This window comes from Steroidobacter sp. (assembly GCF_036406195.1).
In the GTDB taxonomy this organism is placed as follows: domain Bacteria; phylum Pseudomonadota; class Gammaproteobacteria; order Steroidobacterales; family Steroidobacteraceae; genus Steroidobacter.
Genome location: NZ_DASWVW010000059.1, coordinates 56,596 through 71,582 on the forward strand (window position 1 = coordinate 56,596; position 14,987 = coordinate 71,582).

Annotated in this window: 11 protein-coding genes and 1 pseudogene; 5 read left to right on the forward strand and 7 right to left on the reverse strand. The window is 64.2% G+C overall.

Annotated elements, in window-relative coordinates; all coding sequences use genetic code 11:
- Window positions 1–60: 60 nt before the first annotated feature.
- The 4 genes from pheA to gyrA all read right to left on the reverse strand — a co-directional run bounded on the left by pheA (window position 61) and on the right by gyrA (window position 6,380).
- Window positions 61–1,257: a prephenate dehydratase gene (gene pheA / locus VGE08_RS22725; RefSeq protein ID WP_331070215.1), complete on the reverse strand. Its 1,197-nt coding sequence runs from the start codon at window positions 1,255–1,257 to the stop codon at window positions 61–63.
- A gap of 99 nt (window positions 1,258–1,356) precedes the next feature.
- Complete coding sequence (locus tag VGE08_RS22730; protein ID WP_349258781.1) at window positions 1,357–2,508, reverse strand: phosphoglycerate dehydrogenase; 1,152 nt, start codon at window positions 2,506–2,508, stop codon at window positions 1,357–1,359.
- A 96-nt stretch (window positions 2,509–2,604) separates the two neighbouring features.
- A complete protein-coding gene (gene serC, locus VGE08_RS22735; protein WP_331070217.1) occupies window positions 2,605–3,684 on the reverse strand; it encodes a 3-phosphoserine/phosphohydroxythreonine transaminase in 1,080 nt (359 codons plus the stop codon).
- A 38-nt stretch (window positions 3,685–3,722) separates the two neighbouring features.
- Entirely contained in the window at window positions 3,723–6,380 is a 2,658-nt protein-coding gene (gene gyrA / locus VGE08_RS22740) for a DNA gyrase subunit A (protein ID WP_331070218.1), read from the reverse strand.
- Window positions 6,381–6,496: 116 nt separating this feature from the next.
- Between gyrA and VGE08_RS22745 the strand changes: the two genes are divergently transcribed.
- The 5 genes from VGE08_RS22745 to VGE08_RS22765 are packed head-to-tail and all read left to right on the forward strand — an operon-like array spanning window position 6,497 to window position 11,439.
- Window positions 6,497–7,783, forward strand: coding sequence for an amidohydrolase family protein (locus VGE08_RS22745; protein WP_331070219.1), 1,287 nt, complete (start codon window positions 6,497–6,499; stop codon window positions 7,781–7,783).
- A 7-nt stretch (window positions 7,784–7,790) separates the two neighbouring features.
- A complete protein-coding gene (gene ubiG / locus VGE08_RS22750) occupies window positions 7,791–8,501 on the forward strand; it encodes a bifunctional 2-polyprenyl-6-hydroxyphenol methylase/3-demethylubiquinol 3-O-methyltransferase UbiG (RefSeq protein ID WP_331070220.1) in 711 nt (236 codons plus the stop codon).
- 1 nt (window position 8,502) lies between these two features.
- Window positions 8,503–9,804: a DNA recombination protein RmuC gene (gene rmuC, locus VGE08_RS22755; protein ID WP_331070221.1), complete on the forward strand. Its 1,302-nt coding sequence runs from the start codon at window positions 8,503–8,505 to the stop codon at window positions 9,802–9,804.
- A 10-nt stretch (window positions 9,805–9,814) separates the two neighbouring features.
- A complete protein-coding gene (locus tag VGE08_RS22760) occupies window positions 9,815–10,648 on the forward strand; it encodes a squalene/phytoene synthase family protein (protein ID WP_331070222.1) in 834 nt (277 codons plus the stop codon).
- Window positions 10,649–10,689: 41 nt separating this feature from the next.
- Window positions 10,690–11,439 carry a YciK family oxidoreductase gene (locus tag VGE08_RS22765; RefSeq protein ID WP_331070223.1) on the forward strand — a complete coding sequence of 250 codons (750 nt, stop codon included), beginning with the start codon at window positions 10,690–10,692 and terminating at the stop codon, window positions 11,437–11,439.
- Between the two features lie 27 nt (window positions 11,440–11,466).
- Here VGE08_RS22765 and VGE08_RS22770 read toward each other — a convergent pair whose 3' ends face one another.
- The 3 genes and pseudogenes from VGE08_RS22770 to VGE08_RS26420 form a co-directional block, all read right to left on the reverse strand.
- Window positions 11,467–12,318, reverse strand: coding sequence for a S4 domain-containing protein (locus VGE08_RS22770; RefSeq protein WP_331070224.1), 852 nt, complete (start codon window positions 12,316–12,318; stop codon window positions 11,467–11,469).
- Window positions 12,319–12,380: 62 nt separating this feature from the next.
- Window positions 12,381–13,319 carry an SMC-Scp complex subunit ScpB gene (gene scpB / locus VGE08_RS22775; protein WP_331070225.1) on the reverse strand — a complete coding sequence of 313 codons (939 nt, stop codon included), beginning with the start codon at window positions 13,317–13,319 and terminating at the stop codon, window positions 12,381–12,383.
- A gap of 806 nt (window positions 13,320–14,125) precedes the next feature.
- Window positions 14,126–14,950: pseudogene (locus VGE08_RS26420) on the reverse strand (segregation and condensation protein A); the annotation flags it as partial.
- Between the last annotated feature and the right edge of the window lie 37 nt (window positions 14,951–14,987).

Consider the following 14,987-nt stretch of genomic DNA (forward strand, 5'->3'; position numbering starts at 1 on the left):
GAGTTTGCGACAGACGGGCGGCGCGGCCTCGGCAGCGCCGAGCATACGCCGATTCCTTGATTACAGCACCGCGGCCGGGTACGACCCGAGCACGCGGAACAGCGTCGAGGCCTGCTTCAATTGTGCCAACGCCGTTTGCAACGGCGGCTGCTCGGCGTGACCGAGCACGTCGATGAAAAACACATAGTCCCACTTGCGCTTGCGCGAGGGCCGCGACTCGATGCGCGTCATGGTGATGTTGTTCGCCGCCAGCGGGGTGAGCAGCCGGTGCAACGCGCCGGGCGACTGCGTGTCGCCGGCGGACACGAGCAAGGTGGTCTTGTCCTGGCCGCTGGCGCTGAACAACTTGCGACCGATGACCAGGAAGCGCGTGGTGTTGTCGGCCGTGTCCTCGATCTCCGGCACCAGCACGTTCAATCCATAGACTTCCGCGGCGGCTTCGCCAGCGATGGCTGCCGTGCCATCTTCGTCCCGGGCACGACGCGCCGCCTCGGCGTTGCTGGCGACCGGCACGCGTTCGATGTTCGGCAGATGTTCGTCCAGCCACTGGCGGCACTGCGCCAGCGACTGCGGGTGCGAGCAGATCCGCACGATCTTCTGCAACCCCGACATCCTGCCCATCAGATGCTGGCGGATGCGCAGCTCGATCTCGCCGCAGATCTTCAGCGGCGAATTCAGAAACATGTCCAGGGTGTGATTGACCGTGCCCTCGGTGGAATTCTCGATGGGCACCACGCCGAAGTCGGCATGGCCGGCCTGCACTTCCTCGAACACTTCGCTGATCGCGGGCAACGGCAAGGCCCGCACCGAATGTCCGAAATGTTTATTGACCGCCTGCTGCGAGAACGTGCCTTCCGGGCCCAGGAATGCGATCTTCAGCGGTTCCTGCTGCGCCAGGCACGCGGACATGATCTCGCGAAACAGCCGCACGATCTCTTCATTGCGTAGCGGTCCCTTGTTGCGTTCGATCGCACTACGCAGCACCTGCGCTTCGCGCTCCGGCTTGTAGAAATCCGCCGTGCTCAAGCCGGCGCCGCGTTTGGACAAGCCAACCTGCTGAGCGAACCGCGCGCGTTCATTCAACAACTCGTGGATGCGCAGGTCGATCTCGTCGATGCGCTCCCGAATGGAGCTCAGCTCGGGCACCGGGGCGGCGACGGCAGCCTGCCTGGCGGCGGCAGCCGAGGGCTTCTTGCGCTTGTTACGCGTATTGCCACCGGCGGAACGGGCCTTGCCGGCCTGGGGAGTGCGCTTCATTGTAGAACTGGATGTGGGCGAGTGACTTGGCAGGTGACTTGAAAGGCGGCCAGCAGTTGCAGCCCTTCATTCTGCCAGCGATTTTGCCAGCTGGGGCGGTCACAACGCACGTACGTTCAGCACACCCTCGATTTTGCGCAGCTGATCGAGGACCGAGCCGGGCACGCTGCCGTCGACGTCGATCAAGGTATAGGCCAGCCCGCCGCGGGACTTATTGAGCAGGTCGGCGATGTTGAGGTTGGCGGATGCCAGCGCGGTGGAGATCTGCCCCACCATGTTGGGAACGTTCTCGTTGGCGATGGCCAGGCGGGTGGCGTTGAGCGTCCGGGGCAGCACGGCTTCGGGAAAATTGACCGAGTGCCGGATGTTGCCGTTCTCCAGGAAGTCCTTGAGCGTGTCGGCGACCATGATGGCGCAGTTCTCCTCGGCCTCGCCGGTGGACGCGCCCAGATGCGGCAGCGCCACGACCTTGGGATGATTCTTCAGCCGGTTGGTCGGAAAGTCGCAGATGTAAGCGCCCAGCTTGCCGTCGTCGAGCGCCGCCACGATGGCTTGCTCGTCGACGATGCCGGCGCGCGAGAAGTTGAGCACGACGCCGTTTTCCTCGAGGAGCTTGAGCCGCGCGGCGTTGACGAAACCCCGAGTCGCATCCATCAGCGGCACGTGCACCGTCACCATGTCGCAACGTGAGAACAGATCGTCCAGCGACAGGGCCTGCTCGACGCCCGAAGACAGCTGCCAGGCGCGCTGCACCGTGATCTGTGGATCGAAACCCAGCACTCGCATGCCGAGCAAGTGCGCCGCATTCGCGACTTCGACGCCAACGGCGCCCAGGCCGACGACACCGAGCGTGCGGCCGGGCAGTTCGTAGCCGACGAATTTCTTTTTGCCCTGCTCCACCGCCACGTCGATTTCTTCGTCGCTGCCGCTGAGATTCCGTGCGTAGTCCCAGGCCCGGCAGATGTTGCGAGCCGCGAGAAACAAACCGGCAATGACCAGTTCCTTGACCGCGTTCGCATTCGCGCCCGGCGCATTGAACACCGGCACGCCGCGCTTGGAGAGTCGAGCGACGGGAATATTGTTGGTGCCGGCACCGGCGCGGCCGACGGCAAGAACGCTGGGCGGAATCTCGATCGAATGCATGTCCGCCGAGCGCACCAACACGGCGTCGGGATTGTTGAGCGCCGAAGCAACTTCATATCGATCCCGCGGCAGCCGTTCCAAGCCGCGCACCGAGATGTTGTTCAGCATCAGGATTCGATAAGCCACGTTGTCCTCGCCCATCTCAAGCAGTCATCCCTGGATCGTCAGCCAGCCGGTACTTCCATGTACCGTCGTTCGCGCCGCTCACCCGTGCTTGCGCTCGAACTCTTTCATGAAGCTCACCAGCGCTTGCACGCCCGCCAGCGGCATGGCGTTGTAGATGCTGGCGCGCATGCCACCGACCGAGCGATGGCCTTCCAGCGTCACCAGTCCCGCTTGCTTGGCTTCGGCGGTGAAGGTCTTGTCCAGCTCGGGCCGCGCCAGGGTGAAGGGAATATTCATCCACGAGCGCGCATCCCTGGCCACGGGATTCTTGTAGAACGGCGACTCATCGATGGTCGAGTACAGCAGCTCCGCCTTGCGGCGATTGATTTCGCCCATGGCCTGCAAGCCACCTTGCCGCTTCAGCCACTGGAACACGAGGCCCGCCATGTACCAGGCGAACGTCGGTGGCGTATTGAGCATCGAACCTTCCTTCGCCATGGCGGTGAAGTTCATGAACGCCGGCGTGCCCGGACGCGCGTGACCGAGCAGATCTTCCCGCACAATCACCAGCGTGAGGCCGGCCGGACCGACATTCTTCTGCGCGCCGCCGTAGATGATGCCGAACTTGGCAACATCGATGGGCCGCGACAGCAACGTCGAAGACATATCCGCCACCAGCGGCGCGCCGCTCGGCAACTCGGGCACGAAATGGAATTCCACTCCGCCGATGGTCTCGTTCGGCGTGTAGTGCAGGTACGCGGCGTTGTCGCTCAGCTTCCAGCTCGACAGGTCCGGGATCGAGGTGTACGGATCGCCTGCATCGGCGGCGACATTCACCTTGGCATAGTGCTTGGCCTCGCCGATGGCCTTCTTGGACCACGCGCCGGTGTTCACGTAGTCGACCACGCTGTCGGGCCTGGTGAGATTCATCGGAATCGCGGCGAACTGGCCAGTGGCGCCGCCCTGCAGGAACAGCACCTTGTAGTTCTTGGGCACCGCCAGCAACTCGCGCAGGTCCGCTTCTGCCTGCTCCGCGATGGAAATGAAAGCCTTGCCACGATGGCTCATTTCCATGACCGACATGCCCGTGCCGTGCCAGTCGAGCAATTCATCGCGCGCCTGCTCGAGCACTTCCTGTGGCAATACCGCTGGACCGGGACTGAAGTTATAGACGCGCATGGTTGAAGAACTGACTGTGACTAAAGACTAATGAATGGTCAGACGGGCTCCGGGGCACTGTCAGCGTCGTCGCCTTCGGCGCCTTCGCTACCTTCGCTGCCTTCCGCACCCTCGCCGCCGGCTTCGCCCGCCCCTTCGCTGACGATGCGTTCCAGGCCGACCAGGCGGTCGCCTTCATCGACACGGATCAGGCGCACACCCTGGGTGTTGCGGCCTTGCACGGAAATCTCGTTGACCTGCGTTCGCACCAGCGTGCCGCCGGAACTGATCAGCATGATCTCGTCCTCCGGCTTGACCAGCAGCGCGCCCACCATCCGACCATTTCGTTCGCTGATTTGCAACGCGATCACGCCCTGGCCGCCGCGACCATGGATGGGGAAGTCCTCGATCGGGGTGCGTTTGCCGTAGCCGTTCTCGGACGCGGTCAGCACCATGCCCTCGGGGTCGACAATGATGAGAGAAATGACTTCTTCGCGAACCGCTTCCTTGCCGGGTTCCGCAGGCGCCGGTTCCGGCAAGCGAATGCCACGCACGCCAGCGGCGGTGCGGCCCATGGGACGCACGTCATTTTCGTTGAAGCGAATCGCCTTGCCGCCGCTGGAGCACAGGATGATCTCCTTGGTGCCGTCGGTAATGTCGACGCCGACCAGCCGGTCGCCCTGCTCCAGCTCGATGGCGATGATGCCGGCCTGGCGCGGCCGCGAGAACGCTTCGAGCGAAGTCTTCTTGACGGTGCCGGCCGCAGTCACCATGAACACGAACTTGTTCGGCTCGAATTCGTGGATGGGCAGCACGGCGTTGATGCGCTCGCCTTCCTGCAGCGGCAACAGATTCACGATCGGCCTGCCGCGCGAACCGCGGCTCGCCTGCGGCAACTGATACACCTTCAGCCAATACAGCTTGCCGGTGCTGGAGAAGCACAACAGCGTGTCATGGGTATTGGCGATGAACAGCTTGTCGACGAAGTCCTCGTCCTTCATCGCCGTCGCCGCCTTGCCGCGACCGCCACGACGCTGGGCTCGATACTCCGTCACGGGCTGCGCTTTGGCATAGCCGCCGTGCGACAGCGTGACCACCACGTCCTGCTGTTCGATCAGGTCTTCGAGCGTCAGGTTGGAATGGTCGGCGATGATCTCGGTGCGGCGCGGATCGGCGTACTTGGCCTTGATCTCTTCCAGCTCGGTGCGAATCACCTGCAACAGCCGTTCGGGCCGCGCCAGGATGTCGCACAGGTCCTTGATGGTTTCCAGCAGCTCCTGGAACTCGGCGATGATCTTGTCCTGCTCCAGCCCGGTGAGCCGGTGCAGCCGCATGTCGAGAATGGCCTGCGCCTGGGCGTCGGAGAGACGATAGCCGCCCTCGGTGAGGCCGAACTCGGCCGGCAATCCATCGACACGCGAGCTCACGCCGCCGGCCCGCTCCAACATCGCGGGCACCGCGCCCGAGCCCCACAGCCGGCCCATCAACGCGACCTTGGCTTCGGCCGCGTTCGGCGACGCCTTGATGAGCGCGATGATTTCGTCGATGTTGGCCAGCGCCACGGCGAGGCCTTCCAAAATGTGCGCTCGTTCGCGCGCCTTGCGCAGATCGAAAATCGTGCGGCGGGTGACGACCTCGCGCCGGTGACGCACGAACGCTTCGAGCATCTCCTTGAGGTTGAGCAGCTTCGGCTGGCCATCCTGCAGGGCCACCATGTTCATGCCGAACACGGTTTCCATCGGCGTGTGCTTGAACAACTTGTTCAGCACGATATCGGCCACCTCGCCGCGCTTGAGCTCGATCACCACGCGCATGCCGTCCTTATCGGACTCGTCGCGCAGGCCGTCGGAGGCGATGCCTTCGATCACCTTCTCGCGCACCAGCTCGGCGATGCGCTCCAGCAGGCGGGCCTTGTTGACCTGGTACGGCAGCTCGGTGACCACGATGGTCTGGCGGCCCTTGTCGTCTTCCTCGATCTCGGTACGGGCACGCACGTAGACACGGCCGCGGCCCGTCAGGTACGCCGAGGCGATCTCGCCTGCGCCGTTGATGATGCCGGCGGTCGGAAAATCCGGGCCGGGAATGTGCTGCATCAGCCCGGCGATGGAGATGTTCGGATCGTCGATGAGCGCGATGCAGGCGCTGATCACTTCACCCAGGTTGTGCGGCGGAATGTTGGTGGCCATGCCGACCGCGATGCCGGCCGAGCCGTTCACCAGCAGGTTGGGCACGCGCGTCGGCAGCACGACCGGCTCTTTTTCCTTGCCGTCGTAGTTGTCGACGAAATCGACCGTCTCGCGGTCGATGTCGGCCAGCAGCTCGCTGGCCAGCGCGGTCATGCGGCACTCGGTATAGCGGTAGGCCGCCGGCGGGTCGCCGTCCACCGAGCCGAAATTGCCCTGGCCGTCGACCAGCTGATAGCGCATGGAAAAGTTCTGCGCCATGCGCACGAGCGCGTCGTAAGCCGAGGTGTCGCCGTGCGGATGATATTTACCGAGCACGTCACCCACCACGCGCGCGCACTTCACGTACGGGCGGGAGTAGACGTTATTGCTCTCGTGCATCGCGTACAGGATGCGGCGATGGACCGGCTTCAGCCCGTCGCGCACGTCGGGCAGCGCGCGCCCGACGATGACACTCATCGCATAGTCGAGATACGACTGACGCATCTCGTCTTCGAGGTTGACGTGCAGGATTTCGCGCGCGATTTCGGCCATGCGGAACTCGTCAAAGGAAGTTCCGAATCATATCACACGAGGCGTCCAAAACAGGGCGGCCGCATTGAATAGTTTGGGAACGGTCCGGTGCGTTTCGCCGCTATACTTCGGCCCGCATGGAACCTATCGACACGCTGCTGCACGCCCGCTGGATCATTCCGATCGAACCGGCCGGCACGGTGCTGGAAGCGCATTCGCTGGCGATTCATCAGGGCCGCATCCGTGCCCTGTTGCCCACGGCCACAGCCAGACAGCGTTTTTCGGCCCGGGAAGAGATCGACCGGCCGGCGCATGTGCTGCTGCCGGGCCTGGTGAATGCGCACACCCATGCCGCCAGCACCCTGTTGCACGGGGCCGTCGCCAGCAGCTCGTTCGAGCTTTGGGCGCACGCCATTCGGCAGCTTCAGCAGCGCTGGATCGATGCTGAATATGTCCGCGAAGGGACGGAGCTCGCGATCGCCGCCGCGCTCTCGAGCGGTACCACGTGTTTTGCCGACCAGCATCTCTTTCCCGAGGTGGTGGCGCAGACGGCCGCCGATGCGCGCATGCGTGTCTGCGTCGGCCTTCCCGTACAAGACGCGCCATCGGTGTGGGCCGGCTCGGCCGACGAGTGCCTGGCCAAGGGATTGCAGCTGCGGGACGAGTATCGCGACGATCCGCTGATCACGACCGCACTCGCGCCGGTGGAGCCCGCCTTGCTGAGCGACGAGACACTGGAGCGCGTGCGCCGGCTCGCCGATGAGCTGGAATTACCGATCTGCATGCACGTGAACGAAAGCCGCGGCAGCGCGCCTTCGCTCGAACGACTGGAGCAGCTGGGTCTGCTGTCGCCGCTGCTGGCCGCCGTGCATATGGTCAAGCTGGACTCCGCCGACGTGGAGCGCGTCGCGGCCGCCAGCGCCAGCGTCGTGCATTGCCCGCAATCCAATCTCAAGCTCGGCAGCGGCCTGTGCCCGGTGCCGTTGTTCAAGGATCGCGCGGTGAACGTTGCGCTCGGCAGCGGCGGCGTCAGCAACAACGATCTGCTGGCCGAGCTGCGTGCCGCCGCGCTGATCGCCAACAGCATGTTTCCAGCCGCCACGCCGGTCGACGCTCACGAGTGGCTGCAAACAGCGACGCTGAACGGCGCGCGCGCCTTGGGCCTGGCCGAGTCCATCGGTTCGCTGGTGCCCGGCAAGTGGGCCGATGTGTGTTGTATCGATCTGGGCCGTCCCAATACCCAGCCTACTTACGACCCAGCCTCGCAGATCGTGTTCGCCGCGTCGCGCGAGCAGGTCAGTGACGTCTGGGTCGCCGGCCGCATGCTTGTACGTGATCGCGAGCTGACACATCTGGACACGAACGCTGTGCTGAGCCGCGCCGAGCTATGGCGCGCAAGAATCGCAGCCCAGGAAATCGAGTGAGACTCTCATGAACGCCACCGCTTCCAACCATGACCCGGCCGAGATCGCCCGCTTCGATGATATCGCCCAGCGCTGGTGGGACCCGCGCGGCGAGTTCCGTCCGCTGCACGTTTTGAACCCTGTGCGGCTCGACTACATCGACGAGCGCGCTTCGCTGCGTGGCAAGCGCGTGCTCGATGTGGGTTGCGGCGGCGGCATTCTCAGCGAAGCGATGGCCAGGCGCGGCGCCGACGTCACCGGCATCGATCTGGCGCCACAAACCATCGAAGTCGCCGAGCTCCACGCTCTGGAAAGCCAGGTCTCGGTCCGCTATGCCCGCGAGTCGGCCGAAACCCATGCCGCACATTCGTCCGGTGCCTACGACATCGTGACGTGCATGGAAATGCTCGAGCACGTGCCCGAGCCGGCCAGCGTGCTGCGCGCCCTGCACGATCTGGTGCACCCCGGCGGCGACATCTTCGTTTCCACGCTCAATCGCAATTTGAAGGCTTATTTGCTGGCGGTCGTCGGCGCCGAGTATGTGTTGAACCTCCTGCCCCGCGGCACCCACACCTACGAGCGCTTCATCAAGCCTTCCGAGTTGAGCCGCTGGGCCCGCGACACTCACCTGAACGTGGTGGACATCGCCGGCATGGCCTATGACCCGCTGCAACACGCCGCCCGCCGCAGCAGCGACGTGAGTGTGAATTACATGATGCATCTGAGAAGAGATTCCTGACTTGGCCGATGCTCCAATTTGGTTGATCGTTTCAGCCGCGTTCGTTCTGGGCGCGGTCGTGGGCGCGTTGATCAGCAGCCTGCGCGCCCGCCAGCGCGCGCAATCGCTGCACGTCGAGATCGCCGTGCTCAAGTCGCAGCTCAAAGCTGAAGAACAGCTGGAGCGCGAGCGCCAGGCCGCGCTGGAACGTTCGATGGAGCGGCTCAAATCATCGTTCGACAGTATCGCCAATACATCGCTGCGCTCGAACAGCGAGCTGTTCCTGCAATTGGCGCGCGAGCATCTGACGCAGCACCAGCAGTACGCGGTGTCGGCCCTCACCGAACGCGAGAAAGCCATCGAAAGCATGCTCGCGCCGATTCGCGAGGCGCTCGGCAAGACCGAGCAGCAGATCCTGCGCATCGAAAAGGAACGGGCCGAAACGTTCGGCAGCCTGAAGACCTCGCTCGAATCGGTGGCCCTTGGCCAGCAGGCGCTACAGAAGGAAACGCGCACGCTGGTCAACGCCTTGCGACGCCCCGAAGTGCGCGGCCAATGGGGCGAGCTGACCTTGCGCCGGCTTGCCGAGCTGGCCGGCATGGTCGAGCACTGCGACTTCAAGGAACAAGTCCACGTCCGGGTCGAGGATGGCAACCTGCGTCCCGACATGATCGTGCACATGCCCGACGGCCGCGACCTGATCGTCGATGTGAAGACGCCGCTCGACGCTTATCTGGAAGCAGTCGATGCGACCACCGATGAACAGCGCGCCATCGCCATGCGCCGGCACGCCAACGCCGTTGCAGAGCGCGTTCGGCAACTGGGCGCGAAGAGCTACTGGAGTCAGTTCGAGCGCAGCCCGGACTTCGTCATCCTGTTCATTCCGGGCGACCAGTTCCTGTCGGCCGCGCTGGCCGAGCAACCCAACCTGCTGGAGGACGCCATCCGGCAGGATGTGATCATCGCCACGCCCTCGAGCTTCGTCGCCCTGCTCAAGGCCGTGGCTTACGGCTGGCGGCAGATGGCCCTGGCGCAGAATGCCGAAACCATTCGCACGCTCGCCGAAGATCTCTACAAGCGGCTGGCGGTTTTCACCACTCACCTGAGCAAGCTGGGCCGCAATCTCGGCAACAGCGTCGAGAGTTTCAACGCCGCGATCGGCTCGCTGGAGCGTCAGGTGTTGCCGGGCGCGCGCAAGTTCACCGAGCTCGGCGTGCGTCCGGATCGCGAGCTGGAAACGTTGGAGCCCATCGACAAGCTGGCTCGCGAGCCTAATGGCAATGGCGAGCGCAAGCTCACCGGCACTGGCGACGCGGTGCAGTAGTCAGAAGCCTATGTCCGCCCTGGATAACGAGCTGACCAATCGCACGGCCCCTCCGGGCTCGATGCGCTATTTCTCGCTGCTGTACTCGCCCGAGGAGCGGCGCGACTTGGTCCTGGCGCTCTACGTCATCGACACCGAGATCCGCGAGTCGGCGAAAAGCGCCAGTCACGACGTGGCTCATACGCGATTGACGTGGTGGCGCGCCGAAACCGATCGGCTCGTCAACGGCAATCCACAGCATCCCGCGACACGTCTGCTGCACGAACGCTCATCCGGAGACCTTTCCGTGTTCAGCAAGCTGCACGAAGTGCTCGCGGCGGCGGACATGGACCTGGCACGCATGACATTCACCAATGAGCGGGAGTTGCGTGCGTACTGCTCTCGCAGCGGTGGCGCGATTCAGGAGTTGGTCGCATCGCAATTGGCGGCCCCTGCGCCCTTGGACGAAGCCGCGCGTGCCGCCGCCAACAGGCTCGGCGTCGGAATTCGTTTGGCAGAGGTGGTGCGCGATCTGCGCCAGGATGCCTACGACGGCAATGTTTATTTGCCGCTGGACCTGCTCGACAAGCACGACTTGAAGACCGACCACCTGCGCGCGCGCGAAGTCGATCCGAAATTGAAAGAAGCGCTGCGTACTATCCGCAGCACGGCCATGTCCGAGCTGGACTTGCCGCCGCGCGGTCCGCAGTCCGAGTATCTGCGTCCGATCTATGTTCTGGCAGCCTTGCATCGCAAGCTGCTCGACCGCATCGCCGCTCGCAACTACGATGTCGCCACCGAGCGCATCGAGCTCGGCCCATTACAAAAACCCTGGGCCGCCTGGCGCGCCGCTCGCAAGGCCTGAGCCGTCAAAGCATCCAGCAACTACAAACCCAAGCCGACATCATGATCGACCCTCGCACCTATCAGCCTGCCAAGGACGCGCTCAAAGATCGCGTCATCCTCATCACCGGCGCGAGCGACGGCATCGGCAAGGCGGTGGCGATTGCTGCTGCCGCGCACGGCGCACAGGTCGTGCTGCATGGTCGGAACGTTCGCAAGCTGGAAGCGGTTTATGACGCCATCGTGCACCACGGCGCTCCACGCCCTTCCATTCTGCCGTTGGACTTCGAAAAGGCCGGCGCCGAGGAATACGAGAAGCTGGTGGTCGCGCTCGAACAGGAATTCGGCCGGCTCGACGGCCTGCTGCACAATGCATCGATGCTCGGCGAGCGCGCGCCGATCGAACATCACGACGTCGCGAAGTGGCTGCGCACCATGCACGTCAACGTCAATGCGCCCTTCATTCTGACTCGCAGTTGTCTGCCGCTGCTGAAGCGCTCGCCCGACCCGGTCATCCTGTTTACTTCGAGCGGCGTCGTCGCCAACCCACGCGCCTTCTGGGGCGCGTACCTGGTTTCCAAGTGGGCTAGCGACGGCCTGATGCACATGCTGGCCCAGGAGCTGGACAAGCAGCCCGCCATGCGCGTCAACAGCATCAATCCCGGCAAGGTCAAAACCAACATGCGCCTGCAGGCGTATCCCGCCGAGGATCGCAGCACGCTGCCGGAGCCGGAGGCCGTGGTCCCCGCGTATCTTTATTTGCTTGGTCCAGACAGCCGCGGCGTGCAGGGCCAGACCATCAACGCGCAATAGACACTCCGGAACAGCCGAAGTCTTGTTTTAGCGCCGCTTGGGTTTCTTGCGCCGATCCGGCGCTGGCCGGCGGCGCGGTCGCTGTACTTCGGGCTTGGGTGGTGGCGTCGGCAATGCCAGCTCAACGCTCGCGTACAGATCGGCGACCTCTCGCTCGGACAATTCTCGGTGCTTGCCGCGCGGCAGATCTCGCGGCAGCTCGAAATCGCCGAACTTCACCTGGATCACGCGACTGACCTTCAAACCGCGGCTATCGAACAAGGCACGAACTGCCGCACGCCGGTGTGCGCGATGCGATTCGACGCGGAACCAGCGATTGGTGCCCTCGCCGCCCGCGGGCTCGATGCTTTCGAACTCGATCGTTTCGTTGTCGTACTGAACCACGCGCGGAATGGATTCCACGTCGTAGTCGGGAGTCGGAACGAGCACGCGCGCTACGTAGGCCGACGGCGTCGTTTCCGCCCGGCGGCGCAAGGCGTCCGCCAGCTTGCCGTCGCTCGTCAGTAACAACAGGCCACTGTCGCCGGCCTGCATGGTGTTCACCACCAGCCAGCGCGAGCCCCGCAACGACGGCAACGACTCCATCACGGACTTCATGAGGGCTTTTTCCGCCCCTGCGTTGCTCACGTCGCTGCCGGTCGGCGTGATCGGCTGGCCCTGCGGCTTGTGATACAGGATCACCTTCGGCGCCGCGAAGACCTTCAACCGGGAAGTCACATCCTTGCCGTCGATGCTGACGCGGTCGCCCGGGTTGTAGCGATCGCCGGGCTGCGCCGGCTCATTGTTCAGGCGCACACGCCCTTCCAGCATCCATTTCTCGATCTCGCGACGCGAGCCGAGGCCGTGCTGGGCCAGGAGTTTGTGAAGACGTTCGGACATGTGTTTTCGAGGGACCAGGGTGGCTGCCGCCGCGTCGCCCCTCGGTGCTTCAGCCAGCCGGCTCAATGGTCGGACGGCGGCTCGGAGATACGAACGTGGTCCTGCTCGTCCTCCGAGGAAGCCACCATGATCGGCGGCGCGTCCGAGTCTTCGTCGTCATTGTCGGCGTCGGCCAATAATTCGGACTCGTCGCTGCCGTCGTCGATGTTGCCGTCGCCTTCGTCCGTATCGTCGTTAGACGAGTCATCGTTGGCGTTGTCATCATCGGCCTCGGCCACGACCTCTTCTTCGGACTGCGTCTCGGCTTCGGCGGCGCTCGCTTCGCTCGTTTCCGATTGCTCTTCGGCTGCGGCGTTCGCGACGATTTCGCCTTCGGCCACTGCCGCGGCGTCGCCGGTCGCTTCTTCCCCTTCAGCAGCCGCTGCGCCTTCCTGAATCTGATCGGTTGCCAGCTCCAGCTGCACGCCGATGGTCTCGACATCCTTCAGCTCGGCCAGCGTCGGCAGCTGATCCAGGCTCTTCAGGCCGAAGTAGTCGAGGAACTCACGCGTGGTGCCGAGCAGTTCCGGACGGCCCGGCACTTCGCGATGACCGACGGTGCGAATCCAGTTGCGCTCCTGCAAGGTGCGCATGATGGTCGAGCTGATCGACACGCCGCGGATCTCTTCGATCTCGCTGCGGGTGATCGGTTGGCGGTACGCGATCAGCGCCAATGTTTCCAGCAGCGCACGCGAGTACTTGGCGGGACGCTCCTGCCACAGGCGCGACACCACTTCGGCGGCGCGCGGCCGCACCTGAATGCGCCAGCCACTCGCCACTTCGATCAGCTCGATGCCGCGATTCTCGTAATCGGCCATGAGCATGCCGAGCGCGGTCTGCATCGTCTCGGCCGTGGGCCGCTCACGCTCATCGAACAGGTCCAGCAGTTGCTGCGTGGTGACCGGCTTGCCGGCCGCCAGCAGCGTCGCTTCGATGATGTGCTTGAGATCTTGTTCGTTCATCTCGATGATTCCGGGTCCGAATTGTCGGCCTCGCTGGAGGCTCCGGTCACTGTGTCGTCGGCGACGGACAACTCGCCGGTGGGATCCTCGCTGGCCTGCTCACTGGCGGCCTGGTCGATGCTCGGCTGATCGATGCTGTTCTCGACGATCGCCGCTTCAGGCTCGGCCGCAAGCTCGGTCGTATCAGGCTCAGCCATATCAGGCTCGGAGGGGGCAACGTCCTCCGCCACAACTTCGATCGACTCGAGCGCCGGCGCGTCCTCGACAGAGGCTTCGATCGTCACCGCCGGTTGCTCGCTCTCCACCGACTCGTCAGCGAGCTGTTCCGGGGCGGCCTGACCGACAACCTCGGCGACAGTTTCCGCCGGAGCGATGTTCTGCTCCAACCGCGGCTCGATGGACGGCTCGGGCACCTCGTGCTCTTCGACCACATGCTCGGGGACGACGTGCTCCTCGACGGGCTGCTCTTCGATGACCGCCGGTTCTTCGACGGTCACCAGCGACTCAGCCGGCTCCGTCGGTTCAGCGGCAACGTCCGTGACGACCGTGACCTCCGCAACCTCGGCGACGGTCTCCACCGCGTTGTCCGTCGAAGCCAGCGCCTCCGACACCGCCGCTTCGACGACGGCCGCGTCGCCAAGATCCTCGCCCGCTTCGACGCTATCGACAGCGATCGCCGACGCAACAGCGACATCAGCGACCGCGGCCTCGACTGCGGTTGCAGCCTCGTCAGCCGGCGGCGTCTCGTCGTCTTCGTCGGGAATGTCGTTCTCGCCAGCGAGCTCGGGCTGAGCGAGCGCAGCCACGTTCTCGGCGTCGGCGGCCTCCGAGGCGGCGCCTCCCTGAACGACTTTCAGATGACGCTGGGCCTGACGCACGTGAATCGGTGCATATGCCTCAGCCTGCACGATTTCAATCAAGCCTTCCTTCATCAACTCCAGAATGGCGATGAACGTCACAGTGACGCCCATGCGCCCTTCCTCGGGCTTGAACAACTGCGTGAATTCGAAGAACGCCGCGGTCTGCAGCCGGGCCAGGATTTCCGACATCCGTTCACGCTGCGACAGCCGCTCGCGCGAGATGTGGTGATGCGCGAACTTCTCCGCCCGTGCAAGCACATCACGAAACGCGTCGAGCATTTCCTTCAGCGTGACGTCGGGAGGCCGGGCAACAACCTTGCGCTCTTCCAATTCGGCGGACGCAGGCATGGTGTCGCGTTCCAGGCGCTTCAGCCGATCGATGTCTTCGGCCGCCTTCTTGAACCGCTCGTATTCCTGCAGTCGACGCACCAGCTCGGCGCGCGGATCTTCTTCTTCCTGGCCTTCGACGGTCGCCGGCCGCGGCAACAGCATGCGCGACTTGATCTCCGCGAGCATCGCGGCCATCAGCAGATACTCGCCAGCCAGCTCGAGCTGCAGATCCGCCATCACCTCGATGTACTGCATGTACTGACGAGTGATCTCGGCGATCGGAATATTGAGGATGTCCAGGTTCTGCTTGCGGATCAGGTACAGCAGCAGATCGAGTGGACCTTCGAACGCCGTCAGGAACACCTGCAGCGCGTCCGGCGGAATATACAAATCGCGCGGCAGCTGAGTGACCGGCTCGCCCTCGACCACGGCGAATGGCATTTCGCTCTGCTGGGGGGGCAGCTCGATGCTCAGGTCC